22 protein-coding genes are annotated in these 18252 nt (G+C 33.7%); 19 read left to right on the plus strand and 3 right to left on the minus strand.

Annotation, left to right across the window (positions count from 1 at the left end):
* Positions 1–5 precede the first annotated feature (5 nt).
* The 12 genes from rpsE (at position 6) to carA (ending at position 7313) form a co-directional block, all read left to right on the plus strand.
* Complete coding sequence (gene rpsE / locus C8C87_RS02260; protein ID WP_035668102.1) at positions 6–533, plus strand: 30S ribosomal protein S5; 528 nt, start codon at positions 6–8, stop codon at positions 531–533.
* Positions 534–545: 12 nt separating this feature from the next.
* Positions 546–728, plus strand: a complete 183-nt coding sequence (rpmD, locus tag C8C87_RS02265; RefSeq protein WP_035668100.1) for a 50S ribosomal protein L30 — start codon at positions 546–548, stop codon at positions 726–728.
* 11 nt (positions 729–739) lie between these two features.
* Positions 740–1192: a 50S ribosomal protein L15 gene (gene rplO, locus C8C87_RS02270; RefSeq protein ID WP_066081007.1), complete on the plus strand. Its 453-nt coding sequence runs from the start codon at positions 740–742 to the stop codon at positions 1190–1192.
* 13 nt (positions 1193–1205) lie between these two features.
* The gene (secY, locus tag C8C87_RS02275; protein ID WP_099713440.1) at positions 1206–2552 is read left to right on the plus strand and encodes a preprotein translocase subunit SecY; all 1347 of its coding nucleotides are present in this window, start codon (positions 1206–1208) and stop codon (positions 2550–2552) included.
* Positions 2553–2555: 3 nt separating this feature from the next.
* Positions 2556–2771: a translation initiation factor IF-1 gene (gene infA / locus C8C87_RS02280; RefSeq protein WP_007136545.1), complete on the plus strand. Its 216-nt coding sequence runs from the start codon at positions 2556–2558 to the stop codon at positions 2769–2771.
* A 12-nt stretch (positions 2772–2783) separates the two neighbouring features.
* Positions 2784–2900 carry a type B 50S ribosomal protein L36 gene (ykgO, locus tag C8C87_RS02285; RefSeq protein WP_008992256.1) on the plus strand — a complete coding sequence of 39 codons (117 nt, stop codon included), beginning with the start codon at positions 2784–2786 and terminating at the stop codon, positions 2898–2900.
* Positions 2901–2902: 2 nt separating this feature from the next.
* Complete coding sequence (gene rpsM, locus C8C87_RS02290; protein ID WP_091203660.1) at positions 2903–3277, plus strand: 30S ribosomal protein S13; 375 nt, start codon at positions 2903–2905, stop codon at positions 3275–3277.
* Positions 3278–3285: 8 nt separating this feature from the next.
* Entirely contained in the window at positions 3286–3669 is a 384-nt protein-coding gene (gene rpsK / locus C8C87_RS02295) for a 30S ribosomal protein S11 (RefSeq protein WP_024981527.1), read from the plus strand.
* 91 nt (positions 3670–3760) lie between these two features.
* Positions 3761–4366, plus strand: coding sequence for a 30S ribosomal protein S4 (gene rpsD / locus C8C87_RS02300; RefSeq protein WP_099713439.1), 606 nt, complete (start codon positions 3761–3763; stop codon positions 4364–4366).
* Between the two features lie 21 nt (positions 4367–4387).
* The gene (locus C8C87_RS02305) at positions 4388–5380 is read left to right on the plus strand and encodes a DNA-directed RNA polymerase subunit alpha (protein ID WP_039110214.1); all 993 of its coding nucleotides are present in this window, start codon (positions 4388–4390) and stop codon (positions 5378–5380) included.
* A 31-nt stretch (positions 5381–5411) separates the two neighbouring features.
* Positions 5412–5897, plus strand: a complete 486-nt coding sequence (gene rplQ, locus C8C87_RS02310; RefSeq protein WP_099713438.1) for a 50S ribosomal protein L17 — start codon at positions 5412–5414, stop codon at positions 5895–5897.
* A 315-nt stretch (positions 5898–6212) separates the two neighbouring features.
* Complete coding sequence (gene carA / locus C8C87_RS02315) at positions 6213–7313, plus strand: glutamine-hydrolyzing carbamoyl-phosphate synthase small subunit (protein ID WP_121340956.1); 1101 nt, start codon at positions 6213–6215, stop codon at positions 7311–7313.
* Positions 7314–7388: 75 nt separating this feature from the next.
* Here the strand turns inward: carA and C8C87_RS02320 are convergent, their stop codons facing one another.
* The gene (locus C8C87_RS02320) at positions 7389–8696 is read right to left on the minus strand and encodes an erythromycin esterase family protein (protein ID WP_121343265.1); all 1308 of its coding nucleotides are present in this window, start codon (positions 8694–8696) and stop codon (positions 7389–7391) included.
* Positions 8697–9123: 427 nt separating this feature from the next.
* Between C8C87_RS02320 and eno the strand changes: the two genes are divergently transcribed.
* The 4 genes from eno to ctlX all read left to right on the plus strand — a co-directional run bounded on the left by eno (position 9124) and on the right by ctlX (position 13847).
* Entirely contained in the window at positions 9124–10416 is a 1293-nt protein-coding gene (eno, locus tag C8C87_RS02325; protein ID WP_099713436.1) for a phosphopyruvate hydratase, read from the plus strand.
* Positions 10417–10572: 156 nt separating this feature from the next.
* Complete coding sequence (locus C8C87_RS02330; RefSeq protein WP_121340957.1) at positions 10573–11856, plus strand: citrate synthase; 1284 nt, start codon at positions 10573–10575, stop codon at positions 11854–11856.
* A 64-nt stretch (positions 11857–11920) separates the two neighbouring features.
* Positions 11921–12835 carry a dimethylarginine dimethylaminohydrolase family protein gene (locus C8C87_RS02335; protein WP_121340958.1) on the plus strand — a complete coding sequence of 305 codons (915 nt, stop codon included), beginning with the start codon at positions 11921–11923 and terminating at the stop codon, positions 12833–12835.
* 76 nt (positions 12836–12911) lie between these two features.
* A complete protein-coding gene (gene ctlX / locus C8C87_RS02340) occupies positions 12912–13847 on the plus strand; it encodes a citrulline utilization hydrolase CtlX (protein WP_121340959.1) in 936 nt (311 codons plus the stop codon).
* Positions 13848–13900: 53 nt separating this feature from the next.
* On the opposite strand, the gene C8C87_RS02345 is transcribed toward ctlX, so the two are convergent.
* Positions 13901–14530 (minus strand): MarC family NAAT transporter, encoded by a 630-nt coding sequence (locus C8C87_RS02345; protein WP_099713432.1) that lies wholly within the window; start codon positions 14528–14530, stop codon positions 13901–13903.
* Positions 14531–14678: 148 nt separating this feature from the next.
* On the opposite strand from C8C87_RS02345, the gene C8C87_RS02350 reads away from it, so the two are divergent.
* Positions 14679–15044, plus strand: a complete 366-nt coding sequence (locus tag C8C87_RS02350) for a CoA-binding protein (protein ID WP_099716185.1) — start codon at positions 14679–14681, stop codon at positions 15042–15044.
* A 107-nt stretch (positions 15045–15151) separates the two neighbouring features.
* Here the strand turns inward: C8C87_RS02350 and C8C87_RS02355 are convergent, their stop codons facing one another.
* Positions 15152–16660, minus strand: coding sequence for a sodium:solute symporter (locus C8C87_RS02355; protein ID WP_121340960.1), 1509 nt, complete (start codon positions 16658–16660; stop codon positions 15152–15154).
* A 99-nt stretch (positions 16661–16759) separates the two neighbouring features.
* On the opposite strand from C8C87_RS02355, the gene recR reads away from it, so the two are divergent.
* Entirely contained in the window at positions 16760–17380 is a 621-nt protein-coding gene (gene recR / locus C8C87_RS02360; RefSeq protein WP_099716183.1) for a recombination mediator RecR, read from the plus strand.
* Positions 17381–17451: 71 nt separating this feature from the next.
* Complete coding sequence (locus C8C87_RS02365) at positions 17452–18243, plus strand: polysaccharide biosynthesis/export family protein (protein WP_121340961.1); 792 nt, start codon at positions 17452–17454, stop codon at positions 18241–18243.
* Positions 18244–18252 lie beyond the last annotated feature (9 nt).

Consider the following 18252-nt stretch of genomic DNA (forward strand, 5'->3'; position numbering starts at 1 on the left):
ATAGTATGTCTAATAGTAAATACAAGAATGTAGAGTTAGTAAAACCAAGTGGTCTTGAATTAAAAGATCGTTTGGTAAGTGTAAATCGTGTTACTAAGGTTACAAAGGGAGGTAGAGCTTTTGGTTTTTCTGCTATTGTAGTTGTAGGTGATGAAAATGGAGTGGTTGGACACGGATTAGGAAAATCTAAAGACGTTTCTGAAGCAATTGCGAAAGCAGTAGAAGATGCTAAGAAAAATTTAGTAAAAATTCCTTTGAATGGTCAATCAGTTCCTCACGAACAAAAAGGTAAATTTGGTGGTGCACGTGTATTCTTAATTCCTGCCTCTCATGGTACTGGAGTTATTGCTGGTGGAGCTGTTCGTTCAGTTCTTGAATCAGTAGGAATTCATGATGTATTATCTAAATCTCAAGGATCTTCAAATCCTCACAACGTAGTAAAAGCAACTTTTGATGCTTTATTACAAATGAGAAGCGCTTATACTGTTGCAAAACAAAGAGGTGTTTCTTTAGAAAAAGTTTTTAAAGGTTAATTCAAGGAAATTATGGCTAAATTATTAGTAAAACAAGTTAGAAGCAAAATCAACTGTCCTCTTACTCAAAAAAGAGGATTAGAAGCTTTAGGTCTACGTAAAATGGGACAAGTTGTAGAGCATGATTCAAACCCTACAATCCTTGGGATGATAAATAAAGTTAAACACTTAGTTTCTGTTGAAGAAACTAAATAACAAATACTGTTATGAATTTAAGTAACTTACAACCTGCTGAAGGTTCTACACACAATCAAAATAAAAGATTAGGTAGAGGAGAAGGTTCTGGAAAAGGTGGTACTTCTGCAAGAGGTCACAAAGGAGCAAAATCTCGTTCTGGTTATTCTAAAAAGATTGGTTTTGAAGGTGGGCAAATGCCACTTCAAAGACGTGTGCCTAAGTTTGGTTTTACAAACATCAATCGTAAAGATTACGAAGGTGTAAATCTTGATACACTTCAACTTTTGGTTGACAATGGTGTTATTAAAGATACTGTTGATATGACAGTTTATGTTGCTAATCGTTTAGCTACTAAAAATGAAATCGTTAAGATTTTAGGTAGAGGTGAATTGACAGCAAAATTAAAAGTAACCGCTCACAAATTTACTGCTACTGCAAAAGCTGCTATTGAAGCTGCTGGTGGAGAAGCTGTAACAATGTAATTTTTCAATTAATATGAAGAAATTTATTGAATCAATAAGTAATGTTTGGAAAATCGAAGAACTGAAAAATAGAATCCTAATAACATTGGGTTTGCTTTTAGTTTATCGTTTTGGGGCTCAAGTAACCCTGCCAGGTATTGATGCTACACAGTTAGGTAATTTAGCTGGGCAAACTAAAGAAGGAATTGGTTCAATTCTTGACATGTTTACTGGAGGTGCATTCTCTCAAGCTTCTGTTTTTGCTTTGGGGATTATGCCTTATATTTCTGCTTCAATTGTTGTTCAGTTAATGGGAATTGCGATTCCTTATTTGCAAAAACTTCAAAGTGACGGAGAAAGCGGTAGAAAAAAGATTAATCAAATTACTCGTTGGTTGACAATAGGAATTACTTTAGTTCAAGGTCCAACTTATATCTATAATTTATATAGAACATTACCTAGTAATGCATTTTTATTGGGATTCAATTCATTTGAATTCTTATTTTCTTCAGTAGTTATTTTAGTTACAGGTACAATTTTTGCCATGTGGTTAGGAGAAAAAATTACTGATAAAGGAATTGGAAATGGTATTTCTTTGTTAATCATGGTTGGAATTTTGGCTAGATTACCTCAGGCTTTTATTCAAGAGTTTACAACAAGAGTTACCAATAATAATGGTGGACCAATGTTGTTAGTTATTGAAATTATCATTTGGTTATTAGTTATCATTTGTTGTGTGTTATTGGTTATGGCGATCAGGAAGATTCCTGTTCAATATGCACGTCGTACAACATCAGGTGATTTTGAACAAGACATGTTGGGTGGAAACAGACAATGGATTCCTTTGAAGCTTAATGCTTCTGGGGTTATGCCAATAATTTTTGCGCAAGCAATTATGTTTATTCCAGCAGCCTTAGCAGGTTTGTCTAAATCAGATGCATCACAATCAATCGTTGGCGCTTTTAGTAATATGTTTGGATTTTGGTATAACTTTGTATTTGCAACTTTAATAATTGTATTTACTTTCTTTTATACTGCAATCACAGTTCCTACTAATAAAATGTCTGATGATTTAAAGAGAAGTGGTGGTTTTATTCCAGGTATCAGACCAGGAGTTGAAACTTCTGATTATCTTGACAAAGTGATGTCCTTGATAACTTTTCCAGGATCTTTATTTCTTGCTTTGATAGCTGTGTTCCCAGCAATTGTTGTGAGTCTTATGGATGTTCAACAATCTTGGGCAATGTTTTTTGGAGGTACTTCATTAATAATTATGGTTGGAGTTGCCATAGACACAATGCAGCAAATTAATTCATACTTGTTGAATAAACATTATGATGGTTTGATGAAAAGTGGTAAAAATAGAAAAGCAGTAGCTTAACTTATGGCAAAACAATCAGCAATAGAACAAGACGGATCAATCATTGAGGCATTGTCAAATGCAATGTTCCGTGTAGAGTTAGAAAATGGACATATTGTAATCGCACATATATCTGGAAAAATGCGTATGCATTACATCAAATTATTACCTGGTGATAAAGTGAAACTAGAAATGAGCCCTTACGATTTGTCAAAAGCAAGAATTACTTATAGATATTAAAGGATATTCAAAATGAAAGTTAGAGCTTCAGTAAAAAAGAGAAGTCCCGAGTGCAAAATTGTGCGAAGAAAAGGGAGATTGTACGTAATAAACAAAAAGAATCCTAGATTTAAACAAAGACAAGGATAGTTATGGCAAGAATAGCAGGGGTAGATATCCCAAAAAATAAGAGAGGTGTTATAGCACTTACCTATATCTTCGGATTAGGAAAAAGTAGAGCTGTTGAGATTTTAGAAAAAGCTCAAGTTAGCCAAGATAAAAAAGTTCAAGATTGGAATGATGACGAGATCGGAGCAATTCGTGAGGCGGTATCAACTTTTAAAATTGAAGGAGAATTACGTTCTGAAGTTTCTTTAAACATCAAACGTTTAATGGATATTGGATGTTATAGAGGTATCCGTCATAGAACTGGTCTTCCATTAAGAGGACAAAGAACTAAAAACAACTCTAGAACAAGAAAAGGTAAGAGAAAAACTGTTGCCAACAAGAAAAAAGCAACTAAATAATAAGTAATATGGCTAAAGCAACTGCAAAAAAACGTAAAGTTATCGTTGAATCAACGGGAGAAGCTCATATTTCTGCTACTTTTAACAATATCATCATTTCTTTGACAAACAAAAAAGGTGAAGTTATTTCTTGGTCTTCAGCTGGTAAAATGGGTTTTAGAGGTTCTAAAAAGAACACTCCATACGCAGCCCAAATGGCAGCAGAAGATTGTAGTAAAGTAGCTCTTGAAGCTGGACTTAAAAAAGTAAAAGTTTATGTAAAAGGACCAGGAAACGGACGTGAGTCTGCTATCCGTTCTTTGCATAACGGTGGAATTGAAGTTACAGAGATTATCGATGTTACTCCAATGCCTCACAATGGATGTCGTCCTCCTAAAAGACGTAGAGTTTAGTACTCAAAATATTTATAGTATAACCTAGGTAGAATATAGATTATCGAAGGATAAGACCTGAATTCATAATCTCTACCTTAAACAATTTAAAATGGCAAGATATACTGGTCCAAGTACAAGAATTGCTCGTAAATTTGGCGAGGCAATTTTCGGAGACGATAAAGCTTTCGAAAAAAGAAATTACCCACCCGGACAACACGGGATGGCTAAAAAAAGAGGAAAAAAATCTGAATATGCTGTCCAGTTAATGGAAAAGCAAAAAGCTAAATATTCTTACGGAATATTAGAAAAACAATTCAGAAATTTATTCGAAAAAGCATCAGCTACTAAAGGAGTTACTGGTGAAGTTTTATTACAATTGTGTGAAGCAAGATTAGATAACGTTGTTTTTAGAATGGGTATTGCTCCTTCTAGAAGAGGTGCTCGTCAAATCGTTTCTCACAGACACGTTACTGTAAATGGTGAAGTGGTTAATATTCCTTCTTACCACCTTAAGCCTGGTGATAAAGTTGCTGTTCGTGAAAAGTCTAAATCATTAGAAGCTATCGAACGTTCTTTATCTAATTCAAGTCATGTTTATGAATGGATTACTTGGAATAATGATATCAAAGAAGGTACTTTCGTTTCTGTACCTGCGAGACTTCAAATCCCAGAAAACATTAAAGAACAATTAATCGTAGAGTTGTACAACAAATAATAATTGACTTAGTCGAAATTTATGGCAATATTTAATTTTCAGAAGCCCGATAAAGTTATCATGATCGATTCAACCGATTTTGAAGGTAAATTTGAATTTAGACCTTTAGAACCAGGTTACGGATTGACCGTTGGTAATGCACTTAGAAGAGTTTTGCTTTCAGCATTAGAAGGTTATGCAATTACATCTGTTCGCATTGAAGGTGTAGATCATGAGTTTTCTACTATTTCAGGAGTTGTTGAAGACGTTACCGAAATTATCCTTAATCTTAAACAAGTACGTTTCAAACGTCAAATTGAAGATATCGATAATGAATCAGTTACTATTTCTGTTTCAGGTAAAGACCAATTAACAGCTGGTGATTTTCAAAAATTTATTTCAGGTTTCCAAGTTTTGAATCCAGAACTAGTTATCTGTAATTTAGACAGTAAAATCAAACTTAATTTTGATTTAACGATCGAAAAAGGTAGAGGATATGTTCCTGCTGAAGAGAACAAAAAACAGAATGCTGCAATTGGAACTATTTTTACAGATTCAATTTTTACTCCGGTAAAAAATGTAAAATATGCCATTGAAAACTTCCGTGTAGAGCAAAAAACAGATTACGAAAAATTAGTTTTTGAAATAAAAACTGATGGTTCTATCAATCCAAAAGATGCCCTTACTGAAGCTGCAAAAGTTTTAATTCACCATTTCATGTTGTTCTCTGACGAAAGAATTACACTCGAGGCTGACGAAATTGCACAAACAGAATCATATGATGAAGAATCATTACATATGAGACAATTGCTTAAAACTAAGCTTGTTGATATGGATCTTTCTGTAAGAGCACTAAATTGTTTGAAAGCGGCTGAAGTTGATACACTTGGTGATTTAGTATCGTTCAATAAAAATGACCTAATGAAATTCCGTAATTTCGGTAAAAAATCTTTAACTGAGCTTGATGAACTTGTTGCAGTTAAAAATTTGAACTTCGGTATGGATTTAGCAAAATACAAACTAGATAAAGAATAATCTAAGCCGCAAGGTTTAAATTTACATAGCAATGAGACACGGAAAAAAATTCAATCACTTAAGCAGACAGACTGCACATAGAAAATCTATGTTAGCTAATATGGCTTGTTCTCTTATCGAGCACAAACGTATTAACACTACTGTCGCTAAAGCAAAAGCGCTTAAACAATTCGTTGAGCCGCTTATAACAAAATCTAAAGCTGATACGACTCACAATCGTCGTATCGTTTTTGCTTACTTACGTAGCAAATATGCCGTAACTGACTTGTTCAGAGACGTAGCTGCTAAAGTAGGAGACCGTCCAGGTGGATACACTCGTATCATTAAAGTTGGAAATCGTTTAGGAGATAATGCTGATATGGCAATGATCGAATTAGTAGATTTCAATGAACTTTACAATGGTGGTAAAAAAGAAGTTAAAAAAGCAAAAAGCCGTCGTGGTGGAAAAGCTAAGAAAGATGAAGCTACTGAAGCTCCAGCTGCTGAAACTGAAACAACTACAGACACTGCTGAGTAATTATGAAAATAATCATTCAATAAAAATCAAGGATAAGCTAGTACTAGTTTATCCTTTTTTTTTGTTTTTTTTGGAGCAAAAACCTTGGGATTTAATTGCGCATCCTCCTGCTGTCCACTGTATCTTTTGCTTTTAAAGAAAAGCAAAAGGATGCCGTTCCCATCAGGGCTAGATTAGAATGTTTTTATTTTACAATAAATTTCAAAAACTTGCATCCATTGCTTTAAAGGATTAAATTTGCACAATATTTAACTACAGATGAAACTAGCTTTGCGAGTTCCATGAGACTATTAAAAAAATAATAGAAATCAAAGAATGAAATATACAACACGACAAAAAGCAATTCTTTTATTAAGTGACGGAACCATATTCCATGGAAAATCTATTGGGATAAGCGGAACCACTTTTGGAGAAGTTTGTTTTAACACAGGAATGACAGGTTACCAAGAAATTTTCACTGACCCATCTTATTTTGGTCAATTAATGGTAGCCACCAATGCCCATATTGGAAATTATGGGGTAAATGATTCAGAAGTTGAATCTGAAAGTATTAAAATAGCTGGATTGGTTTGTAAAAACTTTAGCTTCAATTATTCTCGTGAAGATGCTTCAGGGAGTTTAGAAGACTATTTTATCAAGCAAAACCTAATCTGTATCTCAGATGTAGACACACGTGCGCTAGTAAGTTATATTCGTGACAATGGCGCTATGAATGCAGTCATTTGCACTGATGAAACTTCAATAGAAGAACTAAAAATTGCATTGGCAAAAGTGCCAGATATGAAAGGTTTAGAATTAGCTTCTAAAGTTTCTACCACGGAACCTTACTTTTTTGGAGATGAAAATGCAACCTATAAAATTGCGGCACTTGATTTAGGAATTAAAACGAATATCCTTCGTAATCTTGCCAAAAGAGATTGCTACATCAAAGTATTTCCTTTTGATTCTTCGTATCAAGATTTAGCAGCATTTAATCCAGATGGATACTTTTTATCTAATGGACCTGGTGATCCGGAACCGCTTTCTGGAGCTATTCAAGTTGCTAAAGAAATCCTTGAAAATGACAAGCCTTTATTCGGAATTTGTTTAGGACATCAAGTTATTGGTTTAGCAAACGGAATTTCGACTTATAAAATGTTTAATGGTCACAGGGGAATTAATCATCCTGTAAAAAACATCATTTCCGGAAAAGGAGAAATAACTTCTCAAAATCATGGTTTTGCTGTTAATAAGGAAGAACTGGATAATCATCCTGATTTAGAGATTACTCATCTTCATCTAAATGATGGAACGGTTGCAGGTATGCGAATTAAAAACAAAAATTGTTTCTCAGTTCAATACCATCCGGAAGCAAGTCCAGGACCACATGATTCTTCTTATTTGTTTGATCAATTTATAGAGAACATAAAAGGATAAATTAGGATAACTTCCTAAATTAGATATTGAAAAGGGTTTGACTTTTAATTAAGTCAAACCCTTTTTTAATTACAATTACATTCCAAAAGGATATGTTTCCGGAATTTGGTTTCCGTCTGGCTGTATGTGTATGGGATGTAATGCACTTGTTTCGTCTAGAAAAATAAAAGCATCGTATCTTTTTGGTAATATTGTGGGAACATAATTTCCGAATCTTTCGTGTTCAGGATTGTAGACAACTCCTATTGCACGTTGTCCTATATAAGTTGAAAGACATTTTTCATCCTTTACTTTATTCATTAATAATAATTTGTTTTTGCCATTGCCAGCAAGATGAAAAGCATGTTCCCAACTGCCCATAACTGCTTCGGGAACTTTTATTTTTCGCATCGAATCACCCCATTCTCTACCAGCAACCACACTTCCTTTATAGGAGCCAAATCCTACCGGGACAACTCCATCATTCAAATGTTGTTCTCTTATTAGCTGTCCTACATTTACCATTCCTTCGGAAGCCATTTCTGTAGCACGGGCATCACCGATGTGAGTGTTGTGTTCCCAAACAATAATTTTAGCATCTTTTCCATGAAATTTCATAAGTCGTTGTATGGTGGCGACCATGTGTTCATCTCTAATGTTCCAAGAGGCAGAACCTCTTTTTATCATGGCGCGATAATATTTTTCGGCATTTCTGGCAATAAATGCATTTTGTTCTGTGCTTAAAACATTTTCTGCATCGTGGTTGTAATTGGGTACATTTTTTATGATTTCCGTAAGCATGTGCAGGATTTCTTTCTCGCATAATTCTGGAACATAGGAAGAGGCTCTGGCATAAGATTGCCCTTCGTCTTTATTGTAGGGCTCAAAACATTTCATGGCTGTTTTTGCAACTGCAAGTGCTTTTGGATCATTTTTTTCTAAATATTGAATAATCGAATTCATAGATTCCCTAAAGCTGTATACATCCAATCCGTAAAATCCTATTCTTTTATCAGCAGAAAAGCTTTCGTTATATACCTTGAGCCAATCTATGAATGCTGCTGTTTCCCAATTTGCCCACATCCAAGTAGGCCATCTTTTAAACTCATTCATAACGCTAAAAATATCTTTCCCGGAATCTAAATATCCTTTTGCATACCGATTTAAACGATAGCAATCCGGCCAATCTCCTTCAACTCCTACAAATGAAAATCCTTTCTCCTGAATGAGTCGTTGTGTTATTTTAGCTCTCCATGTATAATATTCATGTGTGCCATGTGACGCTTCACCTAAAAGGACATATTTTGCATCTCCTATATAGTCTATTAGTGGGTCTAAATCTGTTGAATTTTCCAATGAAGAAGCCGTTTTATTCAATAATGCTACAATTTCACTAGAATTCATTAAATTGTTAAGGTTTTTTAAAGCTTCCATCACATATTTATTTTTTAATTTAGAAATTGAATTATAAAAATTGCTAATCTGGAATGCTGTAATAGTACGTGGATTTTTTGGTTTTAAAAAAGCTGTATAAATTTAATGTATATAATTGATAATGAGGCTATTTGTATTGATTTGTTTGCTGAAATCAATTGATTTTATGCTTAAGTAAGTGTCATTAATTTTTAGTTAATGTAGCACGCATTTCCTGAATTAGATTTTAAAGGAATTGAAAAAAATAACAGATAATGTAAAAATAAATTCTTAAAATAGCTTAAATGTTTTGTTTGCCAAAAAATTATAACGTTTTCGTTAATAACATTCATTATTTTCATAAAATCATTCAAAAAGATAGAATATATTTGTATTTTAAAATTTAAAATTTTAGTATATGAGTATTATTATCAAAATTCACGCAAGACAAATTTTCGATTCAAGAGGAAATCCTACAATAGAAGTAGATGTAATTACAGACAATGGTGTTTTAGGAAGAGCAGCAGTACCATCTGGAGCTTCAACAGGAGAGCATGAAGCAGTTGAGTTACGTGATGGAGGAAAAGCATTTCTTGGAAAAGGAGTTTTGAATGCTGTGAAAAATGTGAATACCATTATTTCTGAAGAACTTGTTGGTGTTTCAGTTTTCGAACAAAATCTAATTGATCAAATGATGATCGATTTAGATGGTACTCCAAATAAATCAAACTTAGGAGCAAATGCAATTTTAGGTGTTTCACTAGCTGTAGCAAAGGCTGCTGCTAATGAATTAGGATTGCCTTTATACAGATATGTAGGTGGTGTTTCTGCAAACACGTTGCCGGTACCAATGATGAATATCATCAATGGAGGATCACATTCTGATGCGCCAATCGCGTTTCAAGAATTCATGATTTTCCCTGTAAAAGCAACTTCTTTTTCACATGCAATGCAAATGGGGACTGAAATTTTTCATAGCTTGAAAAAAGTGTTACATGATAGAGGACTTTCTACAGCAGTAGGTGATGAAGGTGGTTTTGCACCAAATCTAGCTGGAGGAACTGAAGACGCTTTAGATACTATCAAAAAAGCTGTTGAAACTGCAGGATATACTTTTGGAGATGAAATCATGATTGCTTTGGATTGTGCTTCTGCTGAGTTTTACGTAAATGGAAAATACGATTATTCTAAATTTGAAGGAGAAACTGGTAAAGTGAGATCTTCTGCTGAACAAGTAGAATATTTAGCTGAATTAGTAGCTAAATATCCTATCATTTCTATTGAAGATGGAATGGATGAAAATGACTGGGATGGATGGAAATTACTTACAGAGAAAATTGGAGATAAAGTACAATTAGTAGGTGATGATTTATTTGTTACTAATGTAACACGTTTGTCTACTGGTATCGAAAAAGGAATCGCTAATTCAATTCTTATTAAAGTAAACCAAATTGGAACTTTGACTGAAACTATTGCAGCTGTCAATATGGCTAAAAATGCAGGTTACACTTCAGTAATGTCACACCGTTCAGGAGAGACAGAAGATAATACAATTGCAGATTTAGCAGTAGCTTTGAACTGTGGTCAAATAAAAACAGGTTCAGCATCTCGTTCTGATCGTATGGCAAAATACAATCAATTATTAAGAATTGAGGAAGAATTAGGAAATACAGCTTATTTTCCTGGTAAAAATGCTTTCAAAATCAAATAATTTCTTACGATATTTTTATTTAAAGCCATTCACGTTTTGTGAGTGGCTTTTTTTTATAATATTTAACAATTTCATTGTGTTATTCTCTTTTTAATTAGTGTTTAATTCCCTAGATTTGATAAATTATTATTTTAAAAGTTTATTTTCAATTATATTATGTCAAAAATAGCAACATTAGAAATTGATGGTAAAAAATTTGAACTGCCGATCATTGTAGGAAGTGAAAATGAAGTTGCCATTGATATTAACAAATTACGTGATTTATCAGGTGTAATTACACTTGATCCAGGTTATAAAAATTCAGGTTCTTGTAAAAGTGATATTACTTTTTTAGATGGAGAGCTTGGAATCCTTCGTTATAGAGGATATTCAATTGAGGATTTAGCTGAAAAAGCAGATTTTCTAGAAGTATCATACCTTTTAATTTTCGGGGAGTTGCCTACTGTTGATCAGTTAGCACAATTTGAAACTGATATTAGAAAATACACTTTGGTCAATGAAGAAATGAAAAACATCATTGATGGTTTTCCTAAAACAGCTCATCCAATGGGTGTTTTAGCTGCGTTGACAAGTGCATTAACAGCATTCAACCCTAAGTCGGTAAATGTTGAGAATGAAAAAGAAATGTATGAGGCTGTGTGTAAAACTATGGGTAAATTCCTGGTTATAGCAACTTGGACGTATAGAAAAAGCATGGGCTATCCTTTGAATTATTACGATAATACTAAAGGTTATGTAGAAAACTTCATGCGTTTAATGTTTGAATTGCCTACAGAACCTTACACTGCAAATCCTGTAGTAATTGATGCATTAGATAAATTATTTATTCTTCACGGAGATCATGAACAAAACTGTTCTACATCTACAGTTAGAATGGTTGGTTCTTCTCATGCAGGATTATTTGCTTCAATATCTGCTGGAGTTTCTGCACTTTGGGGTCCATTACACGGAGGAGCAAATCAAGCAGTTCTTGAAATGTTAGAAGAAATCCATAGGAATGGTGGAGATGCTGATAAATATATGGCTAAAGCCAAAGACAAAAATGACCCTTTCAGATTGATGGGTTTTGGTCATAGAGTCTACAAAAATTTTGATCCAAGAGCAAAAATCATCAAAAAAGCAGCTAACGAAGTTTTAGAAACTTTAGGAGTTGAAGATCCAATTCTTGCAATTGCTAAGAAACTAGAAGAATCAGCTTTAGAAGATGAATACTTCAAGTCAAGAAATTTATATCCTAATGTAGATTTCTATTCTGGAATTATTTACAGAGCATTAGGAATTCCTACCGATATGTTTACTGTAATGTTTGCAATAGGTCGTTTACCGGGTTGGATCGCACAATGGAAAGAAATGCGTGAAAATAAAGAGCCTATCGGAAGGCCAAGGCAAGTTTATACGGGTCACCCTTTGAGGGATTTTGTACCAACAGATAAAAGATAAAATCAGTTTAAAAAGCTTCACTAATTAGTGAAGCTTTTTTTATATTTGCCAAAAGCTAAAATACATGTTAGAGTTAAATATAAAGAATGAAACTTCAAGACTAAGAGCTGTAGTTCTGGGTTCAGCAGTCAATAATGGACCTACGCCAAAGGTTGAAGATGCCTATGATCCAAAATCACTAGAGCATATTTTAGCAGGCACTTATCCGCAGGAGAAAGACATGGTAAACGAAATGGAAGCATTCAATACTGTGCTGAAAAAATATAATGTGACCGTTTATCGTCCGGAAATGATTGAAAATTACAATCAGATATTTACAAGAGATATTGGTTTTGTAATTGATGATGTTTTTGTGAAATCAAATATTTTGCCGGATAGAGAGCGAGAATTAGATGCTATTCAATATATAATTGACCAAGTTGATCCTAAAAAAGTGGTGCGCCCTCCAGAGGAAGTTCACATAGAAGGTGGTGATGTGATGTTGTGGAACGATTATATTTTTATTGGAACCTATAAAGGCAGTGATTACAAAGATTATATTACTGCACGAACGAATGTGCAAGGAGTGCAATATATTAAGGATTTGTTCCCAAATAAAATTGTTAAAGAATTTGATTTGGTAAAATCTAAAATTGAAGCCCGCGACAATGCATTGCATTTAGATTGTTGTTTTCAACCTGTAGGGAACGATAAAGGGATTATCTACAAAAATGGATTCCGTGAAGAAGCAGATTATTTGTTTTTGGTGAATCTTTTTGGAAAAGAAAACCTATTTCATATTACTAGAGAAGAAATGTACAATATGAATTCCAATGTTTTTTCTATTGATACAAATGTTGTCGTTTCAGAAAGGAATTTTACCAGGCTTAATAATTGGTTGCGTGCAAACGGTTTTGTGGTCGAAGAGATTCCATACGCAGAAATTGCAAAACAAGAAGGATTATTACGGTGTTCTACCTTACCTTTAATTAGAGATTAAATATTTGTTTAGGGTTTAAAGTTTAACGTTACCCAACATTAAACATTAAACGATTAAACATTAAACTAAAAATGATATGAAACAAACAACAAATTCCATATTGATGATTCGCCCAGTTGCGTTTAGAATGAACGAACAAACGGCAGTTAATAATTATTATCAAAAAGTATTAGACGGACTTTTGCCTGCAACTGTAAATGCTAAAGCGCAACAAGAATTTGATGCTTTTGTCGAAAAACTTACAGCAGCAGGTGTTGATGTTACTGTTGTTGATGATACATTGAATCCAGATACGCCAGACAGTATTTTTCCGAACAACTGGATTTCTTTTCATGAGAATGGTGATGTGGCTTTATATCCAATGTTTGCAGAAAATAGAAGGCAGGAACGTCGCGAAGATATTCTGGATATCTTGGAAGATAAAGGTTTCGTGATTAACAATATTGTAGATTATACATCGGCTGAGGAAGATGGCTTTTTCTTGGAGGGAACAGGAAGTTTGCTTTTGGACAGAGCCAACGCAAAAGCATACTGCGCATTATCTCCTAGAGCTGATGAAGAATTATTTATCGAATTCTGTGAAGATTTTGATTATGCACCAGTAATTTTTGAAGCTTTTCAAACTGTTGATTCAGAACGAAAATTGATTTATCATACCAATGTGATGATGTGTTTAGGAGAAACTTTTGCAGTAATTTGCGCGGATTGTATCGATGATAAAAAAGAGCGCAAAATGGTTTTGGATAATCTAAAAGAAAACGGAAAAGAAATCATTTTGATTACTGAGGCCCAAATGAATAATTTTGCGGGTAATATGCTTGAAGTTCGTGGAGCAAATGATAAAAGATATTTGGTTATGAGTGCAGCTGCACATCAAAGTTTGACTCCAAAACAAAAGGAACAATTAGAAAAACATGCTGAAATTTTGAGTTCAAGTTTAGATACAATTGAAGCTTGTGGCGGAGGAAGCGCCAGATGTATGATGGCAGAAATTTTCTTGCCTAGAAATTAAAAAAAACCGGATAAGATTCAGAATCTTATCCGGTTTTTTTTCTTGTTTTTAATTTAGGAGAGATTCCCTTTTATAATATTGATAATTGCACTCACGATATATTGTATTCCTATCGCAATTACAATGAAACCTACAATTCTTGATATCGCAACAATTCCGGATGCTCCCAGTATTTTTGCTAAATAATGGGCGCTTTTTAGGATGATAAAAATAGCAACTGCAATGGCAAGAATAGCAATTGAAGAAATAATGATCTCCATACTTGTATTGTGTTCCTGATAAAATGCGATAAGTAAAGAAATAGAACCAGGACCGGCAAGCATAGGGATTGCAAGCGGAGTCAAGGCAATATCATTCCTTTTTTGTGCATCAGTTTCTGCTTTTTTATTAATACCTCTCTTTTTATTAAACTTTCCTGAAAGCAAGGAAAATCCAGAACTCACAATAATAATTCCTCCAGCAATTCTTAGTGCGTCAATACTGATTCCAAAAAAAAGTAATACATATTGTCCAATAAAAAAAGAGACGATAAGGATGATAAATACATTTATCGCCGTCCATAAAGAAATTCTGGAACGCTCCTTTTTAGTGTCATTTTGGGTAAGTCCTACAAAGATAGGAACGGTTCCAATAGGATTTAATACCGAAAAAAGTGCGACAAACAGATAAATAAATAGATCCATATTTTGTTTTTTAATAGTGTAAAAGTACTCTTTTTTTACTTTTTAATGTTAGCGTAATGTTTTTTCTTACTTTTATAACTAAACCTAATAATTGCTAAACTCATGGGTCTTTTTTCATTACTTTTGCAAAATATAATTACAGAAAATGATAAAAAATAAAAAAACGCTAGTTCTTGGAGCTTCAACAAAACCTGCTAGATATTCTTTCATAGCGATTGAAAAACTGGTTGATAAAGGACATTCAGTTCTTGCTATCGGTCAAAACGCTGGTGAAGTAGCCGGAATAAAAATCCAGACCAAAGCTATTCCACTAAAAAATATCGATACGGTTACGCTTTACCTAAATCCTTTGCGTCAGCGTGATTACTATAATTATATCGTTGAGGCACAACCAAAACGTGTTATTTTTAATCCAGGAACTGAAAATCCTGAGTTCTATCAATTGTTGAAATTAAATGACATCAAAGTCGAGATAGGGTGTACGCTGGTTATGTTGGCAACAAATCAATATTAGTTTTTTTGGAGCTATTCCAGCTATCCGTTACAATCTTTTGTAAAGCCGGAAGCTTTCAAAAGGCTTCCAGCTTTATAAAAGGATTTTCACTTCTATCTGGGCTAAAACTAAAATCGTGTTCCAGAAGTTGCTTTCTTGCTAATCATTAACAATCCAAGAAAAGTGATTAGCCCGTTTACGATAATCAATTCGTTATCGAAAACATATCCGAAAAATAATGCTTTAGAATTTTCACTGATAAAGTAAGTCACAGCCGGAGATAATAAACATATAATAGGAACAAATTTGTCTTTGACTGTTTTTGATTTTACAAACAATCCAAAACAATACAACCCCAAAAGTGGGCCATACGTATAGGATGCAACCCTAAAAATCATTCCTACAACAGAACTGTCATTAATAGCATTAAAGAAAATAATCACCAGAAACATTAGGAACGAAAAGGCAATATGAACAAAATGTCTGGTTCGTACTACATTTGGTTTCCCTAGATTTTCTACTTTATCCATTCCTAAAAAATCCACACAAAACGAAGTTGTTAGCGCTGTTAACGCGGAATCCGTTGTGGCAAAAGTTGCGGCCGTTAATCCTAACAAGAAAATAACGGATGGAATTAGTGTTAAATGGTTAAAGGCAATTTCGGGAAATAGCAAATCGGTTCTGGGTTTTCCGGTAACTAAATCAGTTGGAACTTCAATTCCGTTTTTAGTGGCATAGATATAAAGTAAAGCTCCCACACTGAGGAAAAAAATATTGATAAGTACAAATATTCCAGTGAACGTAAACATATTTTTTTGTGCTTCGCCAATGTTCTTGCAACTCAGGTTTTTCTGCATTAAATCCTGATCCAAACCTACCATGGCAATAGTAACAAAAATTCCTCCCAGAATTTGTTTTACAAAATGAAACTTACTCGATATGAAATCTTCAAAGAAAAATACTTTGGAATAATTACTATTTTTTACTTCTTCAAAAGCTTCAAAAATATTCAGGTTTAAACTTCTGCAAATAAAGAAAATTGTCAAGAAAACCGAAGTGACCAAGAAAAAAGTTTGCAAAGTGTCAGTAATAATAATGGTTTTCAATCCACCACGATAGGTATAAGCAAATATCAAAGCCAGCGAAATTAAAACCGTAACTGCAAATGGAACTCCGTAAAAGTCAAAAACAAAACGTTGCAAAACAATCACAACAAGATACAATCTGAATGCAGATCCGATGGTTCGGCTAATCAGGAAAATAGTTGCGGCAGTTTTATAGGAGTAAATCCCTAGTCTATGTTCTATATAACCATAAATCGAAGTTAGATTCATCCGATAATATAGTGGTAGCAGTACTTTTGCAATAATGACGAAACCAATAGCATTGCCTAGTACAAATTGAAAATACTTGAATTGTTCCCCATTTGGAGAGCCAACTTCTCCCGGAACTGAAATAAAAGTCACTCCGGAAAGTGCCGTTCCAATCATTCCAAAAGCAACTAAGTACCATTTGGAGTTTTTATTGGCTTTAAAAAAAGCATCGTTTCCGCTGTCTTTTTTGCTTACAGCATGAGAGATGTAAAATAAAATTCCAAAATAAACGATTATAAGTATTAGAATGGTGCTGGGAGTCATTTTGTATAAATATTGTTTGGACCAAATTACATAAATAATCTTCAAATTTTCAAATTATCTATCCCGAACGTTCGGGACAAATTAACTACTTTTGCTGTTATGGAATTTTCTTCAAAACTTATAGAAAAAGCAGTTAACGAAATGTCTCAGTTGCCGGGAATTGGTAAACGAACGGCGCTGCGATTGGTATTACATTTGCTAAAACAGCCAAAAGAGCAAACAGGTTTTTTATCTCAAGCCCTAGTTGCTATGCGTGAGGATATTAAATATTGTAATAGCTGTCATAATATTTCGGATAGTATACTGTGTGAAATTTGTGCTAATCAGAGTAGAAATCACCAAATCATTTGTATTGTTGAGGATATTCGGGATGTTATGGCAATTGAAAATACAGGTCAGTTTAGAGGTATTTATCATGTTTTGGGAGGTAAAATTTCCCCTATTGATGGTGTTGGTCCCAGTCAGTTGAACATTACTACATTGGTCGATAAAGTAAAATCAGGTAGTGTCAACGAAATAATTTTTGCGTTAAGCTCTACAATGGAGGGCGATACCACCAATTTTTATATCTATAAACAAATCGCTGATTGTGAAATAATCATGTCAACAATTGCAAGAGGAATTTCGGTAGGAGATGAGCTGGAATATGCTGATGAAGTTACCTTGGGAAGGAGTATTTTGCAAAGAGTACCTTTTGAAAAGTCTTTTAAAAATAATTAATCCATTTAATGAATAGCGATGCTTTTTAAATAGTAAATGAAAAGCTATATTTGTCGTTAAAAATATTGAAAATGAGCAAGTCCGTACTCTATTTGTTGTTGTTTATTAGTGTGTTGTTTTCTTCTTGTATTCCAACTCAAGATTTAATTTACCTTCAGAAAAAGAACAATTCAGATGGTGAAACTATGATTGCGGCTGTTGAGTCAAAACCATACCGATTGCAAACTAATGACGTTTTGAGTATTACTATAAAAGCAATAGATCCTAAATTAGTCGCTATTTTTAGTCCTTCCAGTGAAGGAGCTGCAGCAGGTAAATCTGAATCAGGATTGTATTTTGACGGTTTTACAGTGGATGATCATGGAAATATAAGAATTCCTGTTTTGGGAGAACTAAATGTCATCGGTTATACGCTGGATGAAATTAGGGTTAGAGTTGAAAAGCAATTATTAGCAGAGTATTTTAATAAGGAGGCTAATATTTTTGTAACGGTTAAATTAGCAGGTTTTAGATATGTTATTAATGGAGAAATTGGGAGTACAGGAACTAAAACTTTGTTTCAAGAGCAGGTAACCATTATGGAAGCTATTGCTAATTCTGGAGATATTACTATTACTGGAGATAGAAAGGCAGTTACAATTATGCGAAAAACACCAACTGGAGTTCAAATGCATGATTTAGATCTTACCGATATAAATGTGATGCAATCACCTTATTTTTATTTACAGCCAAATGATTATATTTATGTAAAACCATTGAAGCAAAAAACTTGGGGAACCGGAAAGACAGGGATAGAATCTTTGGGGACAATCATTACATTGTTGTCTTTAGCTACAACCACTTTTTTACTATTAAAAAATTAAAACAGCGCT

The organism is Flavobacterium sp. 120, assembly GCF_003633605.1.
GTDB lineage: Bacteria > Bacteroidota > Bacteroidia > Flavobacteriales > Flavobacteriaceae > Flavobacterium > Flavobacterium algoritolerans.